This is a genomic window from Priestia sp. 10L35 (assembly GCF_056395685.1).
Window position 1 is genome coordinate 830,394 of the sequence record NZ_JBFTKA010000002.1, and the last position, 20,559, is coordinate 850,952.

At 37.9% G+C, this 20,559-nt stretch carries 24 protein-coding genes; 8 read left to right on the plus strand and 16 right to left on the minus strand.

Features of this window, described 5'->3' with window-relative positions:
• Nucleotides 1–297 precede the first annotated feature (297 nt).
• Nucleotides 298–486: a hypothetical protein gene (locus AC1DEF_RS10230; RefSeq protein ID WP_014460480.1), complete on the minus strand. Its 189-nt coding sequence runs from the start codon at nt 484–486 to the stop codon at nt 298–300.
• Between the two features lie 84 nt (nt 487–570).
• Entirely contained in the window at nt 571–981 is a 411-nt protein-coding gene (locus AC1DEF_RS10235) for a hypothetical protein (protein WP_097824364.1), read from the minus strand.
• A gap of 160 nt (nt 982–1,141) precedes the next feature.
• Between AC1DEF_RS10235 and AC1DEF_RS10240 the strand changes: the two genes are divergently transcribed.
• Complete coding sequence (locus AC1DEF_RS10240; RefSeq protein ID WP_097823640.1) at nt 1,142–1,873, plus strand: polysaccharide deacetylase family protein; 732 nt, start codon at nt 1,142–1,144, stop codon at nt 1,871–1,873.
• Between the two features lie 464 nt (nt 1,874–2,337).
• Entirely contained in the window at nt 2,338–2,502 is a 165-nt protein-coding gene (locus tag AC1DEF_RS10245) for a hypothetical protein (RefSeq protein ID WP_013056680.1), read from the plus strand.
• Nucleotides 2,503–2,625: 123 nt separating this feature from the next.
• On the opposite strand, the gene AC1DEF_RS10250 is transcribed toward AC1DEF_RS10245, so the two are convergent.
• Nucleotides 2,626–3,321: a peptidoglycan-binding protein gene (locus AC1DEF_RS10250; RefSeq protein ID WP_097823641.1), complete on the minus strand. Its 696-nt coding sequence runs from the start codon at nt 3,319–3,321 to the stop codon at nt 2,626–2,628.
• A 122-nt stretch (nt 3,322–3,443) separates the two neighbouring features.
• The gene (locus tag AC1DEF_RS10255) at nt 3,444–4,193 is read right to left on the minus strand and encodes a Cof-type HAD-IIB family hydrolase (RefSeq protein ID WP_033578756.1); all 750 of its coding nucleotides are present in this window, start codon (nt 4,191–4,193) and stop codon (nt 3,444–3,446) included.
• 245 nt (nt 4,194–4,438) lie between these two features.
• On the opposite strand from AC1DEF_RS10255, the gene AC1DEF_RS10260 reads away from it, so the two are divergent.
• A complete protein-coding gene (locus AC1DEF_RS10260; RefSeq protein ID WP_097823642.1) occupies nt 4,439–5,281 on the plus strand; it encodes a sulfurtransferase in 843 nt (280 codons plus the stop codon).
• A gap of 75 nt (nt 5,282–5,356) precedes the next feature.
• Here the strand turns inward: AC1DEF_RS10260 and AC1DEF_RS10265 are convergent, their stop codons facing one another.
• The 4 genes from AC1DEF_RS10265 to AC1DEF_RS10280 all read right to left on the minus strand — a co-directional run bounded on the left by AC1DEF_RS10265 (nt 5,357) and on the right by AC1DEF_RS10280 (nt 7,656).
• Entirely contained in the window at nt 5,357–6,001 is a 645-nt protein-coding gene (locus AC1DEF_RS10265) for a FusB/FusC family EF-G-binding protein (RefSeq protein WP_097823643.1), read from the minus strand.
• Between the two features lie 135 nt (nt 6,002–6,136).
• Nucleotides 6,137–6,406 carry a CD3324 family protein gene (locus AC1DEF_RS10270; protein WP_097823644.1) on the minus strand — a complete coding sequence of 90 codons (270 nt, stop codon included), beginning with the start codon at nt 6,404–6,406 and terminating at the stop codon, nt 6,137–6,139.
• Between the two features lie 375 nt (nt 6,407–6,781).
• Entirely contained in the window at nt 6,782–6,910 is a 129-nt protein-coding gene (locus AC1DEF_RS10275; protein ID WP_013056674.1) for a YuzL family protein, read from the minus strand.
• A gap of 65 nt (nt 6,911–6,975) precedes the next feature.
• Nucleotides 6,976–7,656, minus strand: coding sequence for a class I SAM-dependent methyltransferase (locus tag AC1DEF_RS10280; protein ID WP_097823645.1), 681 nt, complete (start codon nt 7,654–7,656; stop codon nt 6,976–6,978).
• 104 nt (nt 7,657–7,760) lie between these two features.
• Here AC1DEF_RS10280 and AC1DEF_RS10285 point away from each other — a divergent pair, with 104 nt between their 5' ends.
• Together AC1DEF_RS10285 and AC1DEF_RS10290 are read left to right on the plus strand one after the other, a co-directional pair.
• On the plus strand, nt 7,761–7,985 hold the full coding sequence (locus AC1DEF_RS10285; protein ID WP_013056672.1) for a DUF3892 domain-containing protein: 225 nt from the start codon (nt 7,761–7,763) through the stop codon (nt 7,983–7,985).
• Between the two features lie 12 nt (nt 7,986–7,997).
• Nucleotides 7,998–8,144, plus strand: coding sequence for a hypothetical protein (locus AC1DEF_RS10290; protein ID WP_013056671.1), 147 nt, complete (start codon nt 7,998–8,000; stop codon nt 8,142–8,144).
• Nucleotides 8,145–8,447: 303 nt separating this feature from the next.
• On the opposite strand, the gene AC1DEF_RS10295 is transcribed toward AC1DEF_RS10290, so the two are convergent.
• From AC1DEF_RS10295 to AC1DEF_RS10310, 4 genes are all read right to left on the minus strand, one after another.
• Nucleotides 8,448–9,323 carry a helix-turn-helix domain-containing protein gene (locus tag AC1DEF_RS10295; protein WP_014460489.1) on the minus strand — a complete coding sequence of 292 codons (876 nt, stop codon included), beginning with the start codon at nt 9,321–9,323 and terminating at the stop codon, nt 8,448–8,450.
• A 266-nt stretch (nt 9,324–9,589) separates the two neighbouring features.
• On the minus strand, nt 9,590–9,724 hold the full coding sequence (locus AC1DEF_RS10300; RefSeq protein ID WP_318331278.1) for a hypothetical protein: 135 nt from the start codon (nt 9,722–9,724) through the stop codon (nt 9,590–9,592).
• A 121-nt stretch (nt 9,725–9,845) separates the two neighbouring features.
• On the minus strand, nt 9,846–10,937 hold the full coding sequence (ribD, locus tag AC1DEF_RS10305) for a bifunctional diaminohydroxyphosphoribosylaminopyrimidine deaminase/5-amino-6-(5-phosphoribosylamino)uracil reductase RibD (protein WP_097823646.1): 1,092 nt from the start codon (nt 10,935–10,937) through the stop codon (nt 9,846–9,848).
• On the minus strand, nt 10,934–11,677 hold the full coding sequence (locus AC1DEF_RS10310; RefSeq protein ID WP_097823647.1) for a GTP cyclohydrolase II: 744 nt from the start codon (nt 11,675–11,677) through the stop codon (nt 10,934–10,936). The genes ribD and AC1DEF_RS10310 overlap by 4 nt, the downstream gene beginning before the upstream one ends.
• Before the next feature lie 363 nt (nt 11,678–12,040).
• On the opposite strand from AC1DEF_RS10310, the gene AC1DEF_RS10315 reads away from it, so the two are divergent.
• Nucleotides 12,041–12,364, plus strand: a complete 324-nt coding sequence (locus AC1DEF_RS10315; RefSeq protein ID WP_097823648.1) for a winged helix-turn-helix transcriptional regulator — start codon at nt 12,041–12,043, stop codon at nt 12,362–12,364.
• Between the two features lie 123 nt (nt 12,365–12,487).
• Here AC1DEF_RS10315 and AC1DEF_RS10320 read toward each other — a convergent pair whose 3' ends face one another.
• A complete protein-coding gene (locus AC1DEF_RS10320) occupies nt 12,488–13,696 on the minus strand; it encodes an MFS transporter (protein WP_097823649.1) in 1,209 nt (402 codons plus the stop codon).
• 334 nt (nt 13,697–14,030) lie between these two features.
• Nucleotides 14,031–15,086, minus strand: a complete 1,056-nt coding sequence (locus AC1DEF_RS10325; protein WP_097823650.1) for a tartrate dehydrogenase — start codon at nt 15,084–15,086, stop codon at nt 14,031–14,033.
• Between the two features lie 208 nt (nt 15,087–15,294).
• Between AC1DEF_RS10325 and AC1DEF_RS10330 the strand changes: the two genes are divergently transcribed.
• Nucleotides 15,295–15,963, plus strand: a complete 669-nt coding sequence (locus tag AC1DEF_RS10330) for a GntR family transcriptional regulator (RefSeq protein ID WP_097823651.1) — start codon at nt 15,295–15,297, stop codon at nt 15,961–15,963.
• 150 nt (nt 15,964–16,113) lie between these two features.
• Here AC1DEF_RS10330 and zwf read toward each other — a convergent pair whose 3' ends face one another.
• Entirely contained in the window at nt 16,114–17,613 is a 1,500-nt protein-coding gene (gene zwf / locus AC1DEF_RS10335) for a glucose-6-phosphate dehydrogenase (protein ID WP_176521231.1), read from the minus strand.
• Nucleotides 17,614–17,738: 125 nt separating this feature from the next.
• Nucleotides 17,739–18,650, minus strand: a complete 912-nt coding sequence (locus tag AC1DEF_RS10340) for an AEC family transporter (protein WP_043981988.1) — start codon at nt 18,648–18,650, stop codon at nt 17,739–17,741.
• A gap of 256 nt (nt 18,651–18,906) precedes the next feature.
• Here AC1DEF_RS10340 and AC1DEF_RS10345 point away from each other — a divergent pair, with 256 nt between their 5' ends.
• Nucleotides 18,907–20,424, plus strand: coding sequence for a tannase/feruloyl esterase family alpha/beta hydrolase (locus tag AC1DEF_RS10345; protein WP_097823653.1), 1,518 nt, complete (start codon nt 18,907–18,909; stop codon nt 20,422–20,424).
• Nucleotides 20,425–20,559: the final 135 nt, after the last annotated feature.

Here is a 20,559-nt window from a genome sequence, read left to right on the forward strand (position 1 = left end):
TTTTCTAAAATTTTAATGTAGTATATGCGTCCTTTTAAAGTATGGTTCAATCGATTTTCTGCAGTTAAAAATGTTAGTCATTTCTACAGTCACTAATTTTATATGTTCTTCTCATAAGCCGTTTTGCACTACCCCTAATTAGCAAGCTTGAAATGGGGAATTTCTCGATTATCCTGGATAAAGAAAAGTATTTAGTCATCGTTTCTTTTTTGTACACAGCTATGTTTTTCTTTTTAATTTTTATTTAGAACATAGTTTTACTAAAAAATAAAACACAATCTTTTAAGAGATTGTGTTTTATAGCTCTTTAATATATTCAATGACCGAATCTGGAAATTCGTTTCGAATTCCGCAATTCCCACAATAAAATCCGCTATATTCGTCTGTCGCAACGTACTGTCTTAAAAGAAACAATGTTAACCTGTTTGGGAGACCGCATTCTGTGCAAAACGCCAGGTATTTGCTGCGCTGTCTGTTTGCTGACATACGTTTCATCCTTTCGATTAACCATAGAAAGCGTTTTCTTATTTATATGGAGCTTTCTTATTAGTTTATGACAGCAATTACGGTCTATCTCCAATTATTGTCGCGACGAGAAGGGCGGAATAAACGCAGAATTAAATTAATGACAAGTACAATAGCCAAAATGTTAATTAATAACCCGAAAATCCCGCCCAGTGCACCCATATGACCAAGCAAACCGCCAAATAACATCCCTGCCAGACCGCCATACAGAAGTCCACGGGCGAATCCTCCTCGTTTTGAACGGGTAACGCCTCGATTTACAGTTCCATTTCTGCGATTTGAAAAATTAGATCTCGACTCATTTTGTCTAACGCTTGGCTGTCTATTAAACGACCGCTTCCCCGAACGATACGACCTTGCACTTACGTTATAGTCGTCGTGATAGGAAATATATTCAGCTAAGGGAGATAAACTTAGCGAAAAAATCAATGCTACGGCAATCATTATTTTTTTCATCTGCTTTTTCCTTTCTTCACCTAATAGTAACTGTTTATTATAGTGCGCTGTTTCATGCATATCATACGCTTTGACACAAAAGGGAAATTCAGCTTCATACAAAATTTTTAATCGGGTATCATAACGTTATACTTTGCCCTAGAAAGGAGCGTGCATGTACATGATACGAAGAATTAGTATACTGCTTTTCACACTGTGCTTCTTATTTAATGGAGCTCTTCCTGCACTATGTAAAGCGGAACAAGTAAAAAATGTAGCTGTGCGTGACCGTTTGCTTTATCAAGGTAATAACCACCTAAAGCAAACCGCCCTAACATTTGATGATGGACCGGATCCGCGCTTTACTCCACATGTATTGGATCAATTGAAAAAGCATGGTATTAAAGCAACCTTTTTTCTTATTGGAGCAAAAGCTCACGAACATCCTGAGCTGGTGAAGAGAATGGTAGCTGAAGGTCATGCTGTTGGGATTCATACCTATTGGCACCCCAATTTACTAAAAGAATCGACTGAAAAGTTTCACTGGGAAATTGCCAAAACTCAGGCTATTATTAAAAACATTACCGGTTTTGAAACACAGCTGTTTCGTCCTCCATATGGAAATTTAACGCAAGAAATGATCAGCGAGCTGCCAAATGAAAATGTCTATGCGATTAACTGGTCTTCTGATTCATTAGACTGGAAGCAAATCCCAGAAGCAGAAATCACCAAGAATGTATTTAAGAACATGCACGCCGGAACAATTGTTTTGATGCACGACGGAGGCCATTGGACCATGGACCTTTCCAACACCGCAAAGTCGCTGGATACCATCATTCCTAGACTTAAACAAGAAGGATATCATTTTGTGACCGTCCCAGAACTTTTGCACATCCCTTATCCAAAAAATTAAGCTCCAACGAGTTTCTAAATCAGAAACTCGTTGGAGCTTTACGATTTCCCTTAATAGAAAGTTAATATGCCCCTCCTACAAAAAGAGCGTGTCAAAAGATCTAATTCAAATCCATCTTAAAACTCAAAAATATGCCTTATTTCTTCAAAACGTTATCATACTAAAGATACAAAATGAGGCATTCTTTTTTTGTTCCATCGCTCTACAATAGAGGGAATTTACGGATAACCTCTAAAATAGGTTTTAAGTTGCATGATTAGGAGTAAATATTACTATAACTACTCTCATATTTTTAGACAAGCTGCATATGTATAAAATGAGAGAGTCGAACGCATTCCACATATCCCTAAATTTCTTCTTCTCACAAAAAAATTGACGAACTTTTTTTGTCAACAGGTGCGTATAGATATGATAGAATTCCTATATAATGACCTGGATTCATTTCTAAACAAGGAGTTTTGACTATGATTAATGAACAAGAGACGTTGTTATTTATTAAAGAACTTGGCCGCTTGTTGAAAGACTATCAAAACTGTTCAAACGCCTCTGTAAAAAGTGAAATATATAAAGATATCGTGTTGTTGAGCAATGTTATCCAGTTAGATCACGTGAACGTTTCTTACGCTTAGAAAATCCTTTTTATTTCTTTATAAATTTCAGTTTTTCTACTATAACTACAGAAAAGGAAGAAAAGAGACGATTTCCATCCATCTCTTTTCTTCCTTTTCTCGTTCTCATATTTTTATGTTTATTTAGAACATAGTTTTATTAAAATTGCTATAGAGTTTTTCGAGTGTCTTCGGTCCAACTATTCCATCTACCTGCAGATAAAGTGTTTGTTGAAAAGCTTTTACCCCTTTGAAAGTGGAAGACCCGAATATACCGTCTGCGCCTCCAAAAAGAGAATAGCCTAAGTGAATAAGCATACGCTGGATTAACTGTACGTGATTTCCTCGATCTCCGTATTTAATTAACATGCTTGAAGCCTTTGGCGTCTGTTTTTTAGGTACTTTTCCACTTCGAAGCTCCGACAAAGATAAACCGAATGTATATTGAAAATGAGGGTAATCTTTTAAGCTTGTCCAATCTCCTCCCCATTCCAACCCAATCCTTTTTCCTATCTCTCCCGCTTTGTTCCATCTTCGATCAATGGTCCAGTCAACTTTTCCGTCGTTATCAAGCAGCGCAATGTCAAAAGCTAGTCCATAATTATGATAAGAATAGCCGTCTTTGGCATTAGTGACAATACTTCCTGGTGTTGTTCGGCCTTGTGAATATAGTCTTTGCTGATGCTCTATCGATCTAAATCCTTCAGTGATCACAACAAATATGCTTTCTTTATATGCTTGCCTAATGAGCTCGTACGATTTTTCTTGCACTATTTCATGTACATTCTGCAACTTATTTTCTGCTTTTTGTAACAGCTTGTCTAATGATAAATCACTCATACTCCCCACTCCTTAACTAGATGGCTTCTCCTTATATATACGTATAAGACGAACTCTAAGGGAGGCATCCAGTATCAGTTTATGCGGGAAGTAGTCAAGTTGTGCAACATGTAGAGCTGCTGTTATTTCAGTACCCAGTGACTGATAGCCTTCGCTACTCCGTTATTGACATTTGTATCTGTCACCCAGTCCGCTGCTTCTTTTACAGCTTCCTGAGCATTTCCCATGGCGATTCCACAACCTGCCGCTTCAATCATAGCCATATCATTTAAGCTGTCTCCCATTGCAATGACTTCATCCATTGAAATGCCCAAACGTTCACATACAGTCATGATCCCTTTTGCTTTGTTAATACCAAGTGCATTAATTTCTAGATTCGTTAAACTAGAGTTGCTGATTTCAAAATCTGAAATGCCTGCTATTTGTTTCAGCACTTCTTCTCGTAAAGCATCATCTGGAATATCGTAGCCAAACTTCAGCCATTCCTGTGAAGCAATATCTTCTGGAAATTCATCTCTCCATACTTTATCCGTAGTCACAGCCCAAAAGTTAAGCTTATGCTCTTGCGTTAAATTCCACATTTTCTCGATGTGTGAAGCATCAATTAACTTTCGTTCTACAAGCTGTCCAGATTCATCCCAAATTTCACTTCCGTTTACTGTAATAAGGTAAGAAGACAGCTGAAGAGATTGCGCATATTCACGGCATGTTAAAAGAGATCGCCCCGTGCTTAATACCACATGAACACCTTGTTCTTGAGCTTTAGCAATGGCCGCACGATTTTCTTCAGAAATTTCTTGCTGATTGTTCAGCAGGGTTCCATCCATATCTAGTGCAATCAGTTTAAATTCTTTCTTTTCATTTGTTTGCATCTTTCTCTCTCCTTCTCATCAATAGTAAGTATGACATTACGCTGAGCATTTGGCTTATACTATGTAACTCTTACTATAACTGTAGCACAGGAGCATTTCACTCTGCATCAGATAAGCGCTAAAATGGTCAATTATTCTATGGGGAATAATTGAAGGAAAGCAGCATACCTTTGCCGTAATTTATATTTAACGCTTTTCATTTTTATTTATTTCAACTAGAATTTTGGTAAAAGGATGTGAATGTTATGAACACTATTATTTCACCGGCTGACTTACATACTGCATTACAGCAACCCCAACACTCCATTGTTTTGCTCGACTGCCGATTTACTCTTGGAAAGCCTGAGGCAGGCGCAGATGCTTATCAAAATGAGCACCTCCCGGATGCTCATTATTTGGATTTAGAAAAAGATTTGTCCTCTGTGGCTACTTCCCACGGAGGCAGACACCCGCTGCCCGATGTTCAAAAGCTAGCTCAGAAGCTCGGCAGCTTAGGAATTAATGCTGATTCCAGAGTCGTCGTTTATGATGAACAAAACGGGATGATGGCTTCAAGAGCATGGTGGCTACTGCGATATATAGGAATTGAATACGTACAAATTTTAAATGGAGGTTTTACTAACTGGAAACAATCGGGATATGAAATAACTAAGAGCGTTCCAGCAGCTTCTCCTCAAACTTTTGTACCTTTCGTTCAACAAGATTGGGGACTTGCAGGAGTTGAATACGTAAAAGAGAATCTTCATAACCCTAATGTTGTTCTTGTCGACTCTCGTGAAAAAAAGAGATATCTCGGCTTAGAAGAACCCATTGATTTTGTAGCAGGACATATTCCAGGCGCCATTCATTCTTTTTGGCAAGATGTGTTAACTTCAGAAGGTTTATGGAAAACAGATAAAGAGTGGAAGGAGATGTTTTCTGCTATTGATTCTCACGCTGAAATCATTGTATACTGCGGATCGGGTGTATCTGCTTGCCCTAACGTTTTAGCTTTAAAATCAGCAGGTTTTCCAAATGTAAAATTATATGCCGGCAGCTGGAGCGATTGGATTAGCTATCGTGACAATCCAATCGAGAAAAACAGATAGACAAAGAAGGCTCAGTCTCACCAAAAGTATAGGGACTGAACCTTCTTTTTTTGTATTCTTCTTATTAGCCGCATGTTATTTGCTGAGCCTTAACATAAAATCATGAAGCCGCTCTAAGGTAAGCAAATTTTGATTACATGCTTCGCTATCTTGACAAATATAATTTCCGCGTTGTGTAAATGTCCCTTGAACAGTTCCTTTGATTTCAGCAGTGAACATACCGACTTCCTCGTAGCTGTGGCAAAGTGTGCATACTCCCTTCTGGTTAATAGGTTTAAACGTTCCTTGAATACCTTTTAGCTTCTCCGTATAGGGATCCTGCGCTACGATAAACTTTTTGTTTGAGCCTTTATCGATCCAGCTGACATATGAAATGCTCCCTAGATCAATGCTATCAGCAGAAGGGATCTTTAACTTTTTCACTTTTGGAAACAATTTTTTCACGCCAGCTTCTGTAAAAGATTTAAATGGAATCACGTAAGGCTTTATCGTTTCTAAAAACACCTCTGCTTGTTCTTTATTTTTAACTTCAGCAACTGACAGCAGTAATTCTTCCTGTTCCTCGTTAAGAACATCAAACACATTTAATACTTTTTCTTTTGCAAGAGCTTTTAAAGCCTGCAGCACATCGGAATTGTTCACTGTTCCATGCCCATTGATAAGGATTTGCGTTTGGCTTTTGATAAAGTTATATTGATCATTTCTTATAAACGCTTCCACGTTCTTCACTCCTTCTTTATTTAATCAGCTACTTTTTACTTTACCGTATGGATTCCTTTTACGAAATGTAAAAAATAAATCAGAAATAAACTCTACCTAAAAAAGCGCGGGCATTCAGTCGCCAGCGCTTGATTTTTACCGTTGCTTTTTATATACAATTTTTTTGATGGTTTCGGTTGATAAAAAGTATTCACAGGCTAGTTCTTCAATTGAAGTTCCTTTTTTAAACAAATTCTTTATCCGTTCGTTTCGCTCGTCAATCAACTTTCTTCCACCAGAGCAAGTTCCCCATTTTCTTTTTGCCTTCTGCGGCTTTGGAATATAAATGGTTTCTCCTTGAATGTATTTTTGAATTTCACTAATCAGCTCTTCAGGTAAAATATTTGTTGCTTTTACATACGTCATTTCTGCCAGCTCCTTATGTGGTTTTACTTATACAATAAGGGGCAAAGCCGTATATATTAGAAATGAGATATGCGCGGTTAGGCGATGTCTATTACTAAACCGTCCACCCCATGCAAAGTATCGCCTCTCTAATATCAGGCTTTGCATGAGACGCTGCAGTATCCGGTAAACATCTTTTATTTACCATTTATTACACCTCCACTTTACATCGACTGTAAACCAAACTTGTATAAAATTACAATTATTGGCTCAGATTTTATTATAAGCTATCTATAATCTTGCACACAACACCTTCTTACTTATAAAGATGACACCATAAATAAAACGAACTTGCAGTGAGCTCGTTGTTCTCACTGCAAGTTCGTTTTATTTTTGTTATGAACGCTTCTGCTTTTTGTTAGCTGAACTGCTTTGAACACCTTGTTCAGAAGTGGTCGTCCCTTGTCCTTCTACATTTGGTGAACCTAGCTCTGATTTTGAGCGGTCTTTTTTAATTTTACTCATGTCACTCACCTCCAATTTGTAGTGTACCCTTTGTACAGCTACATATAAGGAGAGGTGTGCTGTTTTTATTGTTTCTTGAGCATAAATAGCCATAGAAACGTTAAGGCTTGCTTTAATTCATTTGGGAGCTGTCCAATCAGCTTATCAGTAACATTTCGCTTATATACACCTTCGCCATCGATTACTTCCCATCCATTTTCTTTTGCAAGCTGTTCAAACTCCCATGGCATCATCGTATTGCAAATAACGTCTTCCCCATATAGTCTTTGATAACTATTGGTACGAGGCTGAGCAGTTGGCCCAAGAATACCTACGCATGCATATCCTCCTGGTTTTACAACTCGGTACAATTCCTTCAAAGCTAATCGAGGATGCTCAGTCCATTCTAACGCATTGATTACCATAACCCCTTCTACTGATTCAGAAGAAAGCGGCAGCTCCATTATGTCAGCTTGAGCGAACGACAAATTTTCACTTTTATGCAGCTGGGATGCTTTTTGAATCATTTCTTCCGATAAATCAAGACCGATTGCTTTATAGCCAGAAGCAGCTAGAAGAGATGTCCCAACCCCATCACCACAGCCCACGTCTGCCACCATACCACCTGATTTAAGATGTTTTTGAATAAATGGAATCACTGTTTTCCGACTTCCGTTTTTCCACATCTCTTCACTTCGGCTATTCCAAAATGATACTTTTTGGTTCCACTCGTCTTGAGCTTGATCATGCCAATTAAATGTTGTCATTTTTTATCCCCTTTGCACTCTTTTCTTTACCTTATCACTTTTTGCAATGAATAAAAACGACTATTTCAGCAACCATATAGATGTAAAGGAAGGTGTTTATTTGTATGAAAGAACGTTTCGTTGCAGTACGTAAAAATGCAGACGGTGACCTCTTAGAATTCCAAACAGCTTCAGGAGACGTTTTAACCTATGAAGAAGCCTTAAAGAAAGTAGAAGCAGGGGACGTTGAGCATGTTAGTACCTTTGTAGGGAAAGACGGGGGTACGTATATTCGCAGCATTCCTGATCATGACAAAACAAATAATCTCGATGCATTGCCATCGTTTTAAAGGAGAATGAAGATGACTAAAAAGAACAACAAAGGAAGCGCTAATCAAAGTAATCCAAAAACGCAGCACCACCTTGTAGAAATGGGTGAAGAAATTTCAAGCGGGGATAATTCAAAAGGAAACAAACGCAACAAAGATCAGTCAAGTAAAACACAATAAAAAAAGCCGTGCTTTTTAGCACGGCTTTTTTTATTAATGTTGGCTTGGAAGACCTAATGTTGAAAAATCTCCTGTTGCTACGCTTGTTCCAACTGAAGCAACACCTGCTACTAATGTAAACGCTAATGCCATACCGACTAATACTTTTTTCATAATTATTTCCTCCTCTTTCTTTGATTTGACTCTAGTGTATCACAGGATAAAAGTAGATGAATTCCTTTCTATCAGCATTTATCACCTTAAAACCATGGATTTCCTCCATTTTGATAGAAATTTCTCAAAAATTATAATGATAGGAATATTTTAAACAAATAGAGCTTCAAGTTCTTTTTCTACTAGCTTGACGAATCGCTCGTTTCGCTGCAAGGTGAAAATGGTCATAGACTTTTCCATATATTCTTTACCTTGTTCAATTTTACCTAATTTGATTAAGCTCTCTCCTGCTTGGTAATGAAGTTCTCCAAATAAATACATTGATTCATTACTAATGCACAAATCGATTCCTCGGTTGCTATATATTAATGATTCATCATAGTTACTCATATCTCCAAGCGTTTTGGCAAGTGCATTTAAAATTCTAATTTTTATATTTTCGTCTTTTGTTTGGGGCAGCTCATTTAAGCTTTTGAGTGCTGTTTGATATGTATCTAGAGCCTGTTCATACTCTTTCTCTTCATAAAGAATAATTCCAATGCTATTTAAAATTTCAATTTCTCTTTCTTTATAAAACGTTGCCGATTGCTTAGTAAGCTCGATCGCTTGGTACATTTTAGACAGCGCATCTTCTTTATTATGATGAATGTAATACACGCAAATACCTTCGTGCCACATTAAAAATTGCTTGTTCAGCGGATTTTGAAACAGGGGACTTTCTTTTTCTTTTACAATGATATTATGAATAGCATCATAATCTCTCTGACGAATATATTGACGAATTAACGATTGAACCGCATCTACGTAATCAAGTCGAGGTGATTCTACACTATCAAAAAAGTAGTTAACATCTACGCCAAGGCGCTTAGAAATTTTATAGAGGGTAATGCTTGATGGATATTCTTCACCATTTTCAATTTTGCTGATTTGCGCTTGTGTACAAATGTCTCTTGATAATTCTTGTTGTGTCAACCCTGCCATTTTGCGAAGGTCTCTCATAACACTCCCAATTCTATACTCTCTCATCTCTTTTCTCACCCTTACTTTCACATAATATATTCTCTCTATAAACATATAGTGCTTTTATTTAGATAGTCAACTGTAAACATGTTAAAAATTTATACACTGTTTCGAAATTGACCATTCCCTATAATAGCAAATTAATCTATAAGAGTAAAATAGTGTATTATTCATCTTCTCTAAAAAATCCTGCAAAAAAAATAATATTTAGACATAGCTACATCAATCCAATCTAAAGACGAACAAATGGGATAAATGATCTGGACTACTTTTTACACCTCCGTTGATTTCCGTGCAAGACTTCGCTTTCCGCGGGCGGCCGGTGAGCCTCCTCGTCGCTTACGCTCCTGCGTGGTCTCACCTGTTCCGCTTTTCCCGAAGGAGTCTTCGCCTTGCCCTCCAATCAACTGCTGGAAGCACCTGCATACATGAAAGCTATGTTCACCATAACAGCAAAAAATCCGAACGATAAATCGTTCGGATCTTCCTTCAGCTAACATGTTTTTGTTCCAGCCTCATTTACATTTTTTATTTATAAACAGGGTATCCAACAAATTTAAAGTCTTTACCGATTGACGTCACAGAAAGACGCTCCACGTCCACTGCATCCCACATCTTTTCTACGCCTTTTCCTTCTAGGAAAGTAGGAGCTTCTTTTCCTCCTGAAAGCTTTGGAGCCATATACAGCACCAATTTATCAATTAAACGATTTTCTAGGAATGCGGCATTCACTTCGCCCCCTCCTTCAATTAAAAGAGACGACACAAATTTCTCACCTAGTATAGAAAGCATATCTTCAAGATTTACTTTGTCCTCACCGCTTGTAACAAATACTTCGACGCCTTGCTTTTCGAGCTGTTCTTTTTTTTCTTTTGAATAGCCCTGACTTGTAAATATCCACGTTGGAGCTAAAGAATCCGTTGCTAGCTTAGATTCAAGCGGCATGCGCAGCTTTGAATCCATCACAATACGAATTGGACTGCGGCCGCCTTCAATGCGAGTTGTCAGCTCAGGGTTGTCCTTAATGACCGTATTCACCCCTACTAAGATACCCGCTGTTTCATGACGCAGGTGATGTACATCCAAACGAGCTTCCTCAGACGTAATCCACTTGCTGTGAGAAGAAGCAGTTGCTATTTTACCGTCTAACGTAATCGCTGACTTTAATGAAACAAACGGCTTCTTCGTTACAATATACTTATTGAAGACTTCATTCATTTGACGTGACTCTTCTTCACATACACCTGTTATAACTTCAATGCCTGCGTTTTCTAAAATTTCGACTCCATTACCTGCTACTAAAGGATTCGGGTCTAAAGTTGCTATGACCACTTTTTTTACACCGGCTTCAACTAGCGCTTCAGCACAAGGACCTGTACGTCCGTGGTGTGAACAAGGCTCTAGCGTTACGTAAGCAGTCGCTCCTTTTGCTTGTTCGCCAGCCATTCGCAGCGCGTGAATTTCAGCGTGCGGTTCGCCAGCTTTTAAATGCGTACCAATTCCAACGATTCGATTATCGTTTACAATGACCGATCCTACAAGCGGATTTGGCTCTGTTTGTCCTTTTGTTGATTTTGCGTTTTGTAAAGCTATATTCATATAAAATTCGTGATTGATCAAAGAAGAACCTCCTCTTTTAAATGTCCTGAACGTTTAACTTTAGTATCCAAATACTTTTCATTAAACTGCGATACATCTCCCCAAAGTGGAACACGCCCTGATAAAAGTGCGCCGTTTTTCTCAAGCGCGATTAGCTTTTTCGGATTATTGGTAATCAGCGTAACCGGTTTTTGGCGCAGCACTTTTAACACGCTGATGGCATCACTATAGCTGCGAGTATCATCTTCAAATCCTAACCCTTCATTCGCTTCTACCGTATCAAATCCGTTTTCTTGAAGAACGTATGCCATTGCTTTGCTGAATAGGCCAATGCCGCGTCCTTCATGATTTGCTAAATAAAATAGCGCCCCGCTCCCATTTTCGACGATCATTTTCATTGATTGTTTTAATTGAAAACCGCAGTCGCAGCGTTTGCTTCCGAATATATCTCCCGTATGGCAGATACTGTGCATACGAATGAGTGCCTCATGCGATTCTTGAAAATCTCCGTACACAAGAACACTAGATTGCTGCATGTCAGCTAAATTAGCTCCTTGCATTTTTTCAATAAGCTCTTCCGTACTTAAAGATCCTTCTTTTACATTATCAGAACGCAACCATGAATACCAACTAAATACTTGTGTCTCGCCATCCAGATTCACAGGAAGCGTGATAGGTCCTACTATATAAATAAAATGATCATCATTTTTTACTACGTTAATTTTATCTTTTAAAATTGAAACAACTTTTTGGTTAATCACAGTCATTTCCTCCTCTTATGCGTCTTCTCACTTATCTACTATTTTCACATTGTGTTCAATCTCTCACATGAACAACTGTTTTTTTTAGCACTTCACTACATTTATCTTTTTTAATTGATGTATCAGCTTACTAAAAGTAAGTAACTTTACTTGCTTAAAGTATTATATGACGATACATTTATCTTGTAAAGCTTTTATGCTCTTTTTGTTACTTTTAGTAATTAACTTCTATAATTATATAAATTATATAATCAAAATATAAATACGTAAAGTAATTTATAATCTTTAAGTAATTAAATTACATAACACTAGATAAAATGCTGACTTTGTTTTATAATATAGGAAGAGAATGGAGGTAATAACATGGACGGTTTAGCACTCTGCCCACGTTTTGAAAAGGCTGTTACTATACTAACGAAACGTTGGACGAGTTTGATCATTTTTCAGCTGCTTTCCGGCTCACAGCGGTTTTCTCAAATGCAAGAAGCACTTCCAGTAAGCGGAAGGCTCTTGTCCGAGCGCTTAAAAGAATTAGAGCAGGAAGGAATCGTCATTCGTACGGTTATTCCAGAAACTCCTGTTCGAATCGAGTATTCATTATCCGACAAAGGATTAGCACTAGCGCCGGTAATTCAGGAAATTCAGACATGGTCCAGTGAGTGGATTACAAAAGAAGAAGTGGAATAAAAGAAATCTCTAAAGAAATCAGGAGGCTTCTATATCGATATGCTCACAGCCGTTTTCGTTTTCTTTAGAGCTCCATAAATAAAAAAGGCATGCTCCCCTTGAGCACGCCTTTTTTTATTTATGTTATTTTCCTAATGATTCATTTTGAGAAATAATGCGCTGTTTCTGACTTTTTCGACCGTGCAATACAAGGTATACTGCTATAGCTAAAAGAGCAACAATGGAACAGAATACATACATTCCTTTATACCCGGCTGCTGTGGATAAAATGCCTAATAAAAAGGACCCTAAGCCCATTCCGGAGTCAAAAAACACAAAAAACGTAGCTGTGGCGACACCTCGGCGATGAGGAGAAGCTTTTTTTACAGCAATGGATTGAAAACTTGATGTAATCGTTCCAAAGCCTAATCCAATCAATGCTCCAGCTAATAAAAACACCCAGCTTGTTGTCGCTTGGCTAAGTAAAAAGATACCGATAGCTAAAGATAAAATGGACGGATATACCACGCTGTTTTCTCCGTATTGATCAAACCATTTTCCAGTAAAAGGTCTAGAAGCTAATAAGCACACCGCGTATACAACAAAGAAAAAGCTTGAAGCTTGCGTAAAGCCCATTTCTTTTGCATAAATAGACACAAACGAAATAACACTTGCATATGAAAAAGCTACCACAAGGCCAGCAACAGAAATAGGCAGCGAACGGTATTCAAAAAACGCCGCAAGACCTTTAGCTGGCTGTATTTCATTTGTTGCAGAGGAAGCTTGCACCTCAGGTACACGAAGTACTAGACTGGATAATACTGCTAAAACAGAAGATACAACCGCAACGGTAAAAACCGCTGTATGACTTAAAGTATTTGTTAACGTTAAGCCTACAAACGGACCTACTACCATTGCTAAGTTCATAAACGTCGCATAGTACCCCATCCCTTCGCCTTTTCTCTGTTCTGGGATTACATTTGCAACAATTGCTCCTGTAGCAGTTGTGCTCATTCCAAAACCAATACCATGAAGCACACGCAGCAACAGCAGCGCAGATAATGAGTGAATATTCATATATAAAATAGAACCAATTAAAAAGATAAAGACACCTATTAATAGTACTTTCTTTTGTCCTAATGTTGTCATCCACTTACCGGCTAGCGGTCTGAACACAATACCGGACACTAAAAAGATTGTCACAATTAGCCCTAGGCTTTGTTTACTTGCATGAAGTTCATCTGTTGCAAACAGCGGCAATGTGACAGTTAACATATAAAAAATGACAAAAACAAAAAAGCTGGTCAATGAAACCGCTAAAAAATCTTTTGTCCATAATTTCGATTTCTGCATGATTTTCCTCCTTTTATTTGTTTATTCGTATCTATTTATTAAAACAAACTAAATCATAGTCTAGAAATAATATGTATACGAATTATCTCAACTCAAACTATTATAGGGTTCATATATGTAAGTGTCAACATGTATTTATCGATTTTGATTTCCGTCCAAGGCTTCGCTTTTCGCGGGAATCTTTGCCTTGCCCTCTAACCAACTGCTAGAAAGACCTACACACATGAAACCTACGTTTACCATAAAAAAAACAAACCATGAATCAAACACTTTGATCAATGGTTCGTTTTTCACTTCGTCTAATATTCTTTTGTCCTAGCCTCTTTTAGAACCTTCACTTCTTTAAATGAGAAATAATTTGATCCGTTACTTCACTAGTAGTTGCGCTGCCTCCAACATCTGGTGTAATGATGCCCGATTCTGTCACTTGCTCGATAACCTCTAATAAATGACTGCCTAATTCTTGTTCACCAAAATGATCCAACATCATTTTAGCCGTCCAAATCTGTCCCATTGGGTTTGCAATTCCTTTTCCGACAATATCAGGAGCAGACCCGTGTACCGGTTCAAACATCGAAGGATATTTTCCGTTCACATTAATATTTGCAGCGGGAGCAACGCCAATACTTCCCATAATAGCAGCTCCGATATCTGTTAAAATATCTCCAAATAAATTGCTTGCCACAATTACATCAAAACGACTTGGATTTGTAACGAAAAAAGCCGCCAGCGCATCGATGTGCTGTGAGTCTGTTTCAATATGAGAATAACTCTTGGCAACATCTTGAAACACTTCGTCCCAAAACGGCATGGAATGAACAATTCCATTTGACTTCGTTGCGCTTGTAACTTTTGCTTTTCTTTTAGAAGCTAATTCAAAGGCGTAGCGCATTGCTCGTTCTGTTCCTTTTCGAGAAAAAACCGCATTTTGAATAGAAATTTGATCTTCTCCTTGATAAATCCGGCCTCCTACTTCACTGTATTCTCCTTCACTATTTTCACGAACAACAATTAAATCAAAATCTTTTGGGTTCGTTAGTGGAGATGCGATGCCTTTTAACCTCTTGGCTGGACGAATATTAATTACCTGCTGAAATTCTCGACGAATCTTAATGAGCAGACCCCATAGAGACACGTGATCTGGCACAAGATTTAAATTTCCTACAGCCCCTAAAAAAATTCCGTCAAAGTGTTGAAGCTGCTTTAGCCCATCTTCCGGCATCATCTGTCCGTATTTCAAATAATAATCACAGCTCCAAGGAAATTCTGTAAATTCAAATTTTAATCCCCCGTGAAGATCTGCAATCGTATGAAGGACCCTAACCGCCTCCGGCACAACTTCTTTTCCTACTCCATCTCCTGGTATGTTCGCTATTTTTAACGTTTTCATCAAAAATCCCCCTGCGTCTTTTATGTAAAAAACCTATCGGTCGACCGTCGACTGATATTATCTATTTGATTATACGTAAAAAGAACGCTTTCATCAAGAAAATTCTGAATATATTCATTTTCTTCAAAAATTCAAAATTATTATGACTCTTATGAACAAGCGTATTATAATTAGGAAATAAATGATTATAAATAAACGAGGTATATCAATGAACAATTTTGATTTACATAAGCCGTTACCATACTATCTTCAATTTTATGAAAAAATTAAGCAAATGATTGTGAACGGTGAATATAAACCGGGCCAGCGAATCAATGAAACCCAGCTAGCTAAAGCATTTGGGGTTAGCCGCTCTCCCATAAGAGAAGCAATGCGTTTATTAGAAAAAGACGGCCTTTTAGTTGCAGATCAAAAAACAGGCTTTATTGTTTATTCCCTGTCTCCTGAAGACGTAGAAGAAATTTATCAAATTCGTACGGCTTTAGAGTCTTTAGCCATTGAGCTGTGTATTACTCGCGCTTCTGATAAAGAGCTTCTTTTCATTGAGCAGCTGTTAGATAGAACCGCTGAGGAAATAAAGCAAGGAGCCGAGGATTCTCGACTTATTGAGCTAAATGAACATTTTCATCAGCTGATTCTTCAATACAGTCACAATAAACATTTAAAAAAACAGCTCGATAGCGTAAATGTATTGATTTATTTTTGTCGGGTGCTTAATTTTAAAGGTAAAAGACGCGCTGCTGAGATTTTAGATGAGCATCAGCAAGTGTTCACCTTTATGAAAAAACGCAGTTTAAAAGCTGTTGAACATATGCAAAAACATTTACATCATGATCTTGTTCATTTACAAAAACGATTAAACACCAAAAGCGATTGAGACATAACTAAACTCATTCAATCCAAAGACGAACAAATGAGATACATAAATAAAAAGATCCGAACGATGAATTGAGAGCCTCCATCAAGAATCTCAATTCATCGTTCGGATCTTTCTTCAACGAAAAAAATTTTGTCCTAGCCTCTTTTTTTAAATAGGCAAAAACACTCCAGGTGCTTCCCCATGTTCATCGTCATCGAGCCACCACTTAAAGCCTTCTTGTGCAACTAATTTTTGTGCTTCTTCAGGACCTTGTGAGCCGGATGGATATTCATAAAGCGGCAGCATATCAGCTTCAAATGCATCTAATACGGGCTGCACCCATTGCCAAGACAGCTCTACTTCTTTCCAATGAGCAAAAAATGTGGAGTCCCCGATTAATGCGTCGTAAATAATTCGTTCATATGCTTCCGGTACATTTCCTTCTTCTCTTGAAAACGTAATACGAACCGGTTCAATAACACCATTTTTTAATGGATTTTTGCTGTTAAGCTGCAAAGCGACGTTTTCGCTTGGACTAATTTCAATAATAAATAAGTTTGGTGCTACTTTGTCATAAGGAGTTTCATACAGACCTTTTAAAGAATCTTTAAATTCTACGACGATGCGAGTTGATTTTTCTTTCATTCGTTTGCCCGTTCGAATATAAAAAGGAACGCCTTTCCAAAATGGATTATCAATCCATAAACGCGCTGCCACAAACGTATCATTTTTAGAGTCTGCTTCTACGCCAGGCTCTTCTTTGTATCCTCTAACAGATTTGTGATCGATTTCTCCGCTTCCGTATTGCCCTCGTACAACATCGCGAGCTACTTCTTCCGCTTGAATTTTCCTCAGTGACTCCATTACTTTTTGCTTTTCTTCTAAAATGTTTTCTGAGCAAATTCGTTTTGGAAGATGCATAGCTGTCATCATGAGAACCTGCAGCATATGATTTTGAATCATGTCGCGTATGGCCCCCGTATGATCATAATACCCTGCACGATTTTCAACACCGACTGTTTCACTTGCCGTAATTTGGACATTTGCAATGTGTTTGTTATTCCACAGCGATTGCAGCACGGGGTTCGTAAATTCAAGCGCTTCTAAATTTTGCACCATCGGTTTACCTAAATAATGATCAATTCGATAAATTTCTTCTTCTTTAAACGTACTGCTTAGCTTTTCATTAAGCTCTCTTGCTGAAACAAGATCATGTCCAAACGGCTTTTCAATCATAAGACGCTTCCAGCCGCTGGTTTGATCCAAGCCGCTTTTTTTTATATGCAGAGCAATTACATCGAAGTATTCGGGTGCTACCGACAAATAAAACAAACGATTCCCTTTACTTACATGAGTTGTTTCTTGCTCATTCACAAGTTTTAGCAGCTGTTTATAATCTTCTGTTTTGCTTGCGTCTACTGCTTGATAATGAAACAGAGACAAAAAATCTTCTTCGTTACTTTCCATTTTCCGTCTCGAAAAATCGTTTATAGATTGCTTTACGCGCTCTTTAAAATCCTCATGAGACATCTGCTCGTACCCCGATCCAATAATAGAAATAGTATCAGGGAGCTTTTTGTCTGTAAATAAATTATAAAGAGCAGGAAAGATTTTTCTTTTTGCTAAATCACCCGTTGCGCCAAATAAAACAAAAGTTAAGGACTCCACTTTTTTTCCTCCCGTCAGGTTGTATGTATGATGGATTTTCTCTTCTCCTAGCTTACCTCTGTTTATTTGGGAATATCCTTTTTTCATCAAAAAGGACGCTCAAAAGTGTGAGCGTCCTCAGTTATTTACATTAAAATGTTTGTCATTCCCCACAGCAGTAAAAAGCTCAGCAGAATCGTCATATTTGACACGGTGCCGACAAATTTTTGATCGTATTTGAATTCTACTGCGTAAGGTAAAACTGACCCCGCTACTGGTAGAATGAAACAAACTAAAATTGTATAACGAAACATATCTTCAAATGGAAGTAAGAAAAACAGCGCAATCCCTACGCCAAGTCCAATCACGTAGCGGATGCTTAAAAACATGATAATTTTTTTTAAATAGCTTTTTTGGAATGAAAAATTTAAGTATACGCCTAAAAGCAAAAGAGAAAGCGGCATATTCGCTTTCGAGATAATGCCTGAAACGTCTAATACGTATGATGGTAAATGAATGCCTATAATCGCAAGAAGACAAATGATTACATAGGTAAGAAGCGGCATTGATTTTAATACTTTATATAAAATCTTTTTAAATTCAATGTCAATATCATCCCCAGAGTAGTAGCTGCCAATCACATAGCATAAAACAAAAATAACAAAGGCATTTCCGACATCAAACATACCAAAGTATTTAAGTCCTTCTTTTCCCCAGATACCTTCTACTAGTGGATAAGCAAACATTCCAATATTAAATCCTGGAATCATCATCGTCAGCATGCCTTTCACTTTTCGCTCATCTTTTCGAAAAACAAAAACCCCTACAGCAGCTAACAGCAAGCCATAGACAATCCCAATAACTAATAGTAAGATAAGCGATCCATCAATTTTAATACTGCTGAATGTGACAATAATCAAGCAAGGCATTGTAATATTAAAAATAATTCTGGCTAAAGCTTCCCCGTCTTTTTGCTGAAGGAGGTTTGTTCGTTTTAGTATGTATCCTAATAGAATAATTGTAACGGAATACAAAAACTGACTGTTAAAGCTGCTCATAGACCTACTCCCTTGCCCTCTTTTATACTTATTTAATCGATTGTTTTACCCTGTCTTTTTTAATCCTTGTTTCATTATAATATAAGCAGCCTAAAAAGAAACTAGAGAATTGGATGCAGTTTACCTGTTTGTTAGACAAAAACAGCTTAGAAACAAATGAAAAAACTTTCCTCCAAACTAATTTTAAAACAGGACATTTTTCTTTTTTATGGAATTTACTTAAAAGGTATGAGTATTTTTATGAGGAGGAAGAAATGTGAAACGAAAAATGATAGCGCTTACTTTTTCTGCTGCTCTTTGTTTTTCAGCTTCAGGATCTCTTGCTGAAGCTTCTACCAACACAGATGTAATCCCAAATGCTGATCAGTCAGCAGAAACCTATTTTGACGGAGCGAACGGGAATTGGCTCACCACTAAAAACACCGCTCAATATCAGCAGGCTACGCTCTATGGCAATATTGGGCTTACTCCTTATAACTGGGGGAAACCTGAAGATGGATCGGGCTGGTATCGAATCAATCAGCCCGCTGCGGTCAAAGGAACCCAAGTAAATGGCATTTTTGAAGACGCTCAGTTCGTTATCCGTGTTCCTGATAACTGGAACGGAAAACTGGTGGTAGCCGGCATTCCTGCCACGCGCAACGAAACGTCCACCGATTTATTATTCAGCGATTACGTTCTTAAAAAAGGCTATGCGTTTGCAGCCACCGATAAAGGAACACAAGGAGAAAGTGATCCTAACGATCCTTTTGCTAAAGTAAAAAATGCACTCGCTAACGATGACGACAGCGTAGCAGAATGGAATATGCGCTATCGTCAGCTGACAAAAGCTGCCCAGCAATACTTGACTACTCATTATTCAGACAAGCTAATCAACCCGTCCAATCAAAAAAATCCTGCAAGCGATTTGATTCGAAACGATCATAAAGTACCAACGTATGCAATTGGCATTTCAAACGGTGGATACGTCGTCAGATACGCACTTGAACACGATGATCCAAAACAAACAAAAGAGCCTCGTTTATTTGATGGAGGCGTCGATTGGGAAGGCGTATTATGGAGTTCGAAAGCACCAAATTTAATTAGCTCACTAACACCTGTTGTCAACAACGCAGAAGAAGCGCTGTACGGAACGGGAAAAGAACAGAAAAAAGCCATGAAACAAATGTATAAAGCAGGTCTTCCAAAAGGATCTGAAAAATTGTGGAATTATCATGATCAAGTGTACTGGGCGGTCACATTAAACATTTACCGTGATCACTTTGATCCAACTGCTCCAGGAAGAACAAACTGGCACAACTATTTAAACTTTACTTCAGCAGGTCTACGTGATCGCTCATGGGATTATATCTTTGAAAATTATCGCTATCAAACCCGTCCAAAAAGCGTAAAAGAAAATGTAGCAAAAGTAGAAAATACGGGCGATATCGATGTACCTCTTATCAGTATGGCTGGCTCTCTCGATTCACTTATCTTCCCGTCTATTCACGCGGAAGGCTATGAAAAACTCGTTAAAAAAGCTGGCAAAGCAAATCTTCATCGTCTCTATACCGTTAAAAACGGAAATCACGTTGACAGCTTAGTATGGAATAAACAAACGGATCCAAATCAAGAGCTTCAGCCTCTGCTTCCATATGCTCATCAATCTTTTGATTTGTTAGTAGACTGGGTGGAAAATAAAAAAGCAGCGCCTGCAAGTAAAGATATTAAAGCACCTCAAAATAACCTTAAAGTAATCGACATAAAATCTGGGCAAGAAGTAGATCCTCGCTGAGGTTGAGACATAACTAAATGAATCCAACCTAAAGACAAATCAATGAGATACATGAGCTGGACTGCTTATTACACCGCAGTTGATTTCCATGCAACTGCTAGAAGGAACGAAACAAATAAAACTATATTCACCATC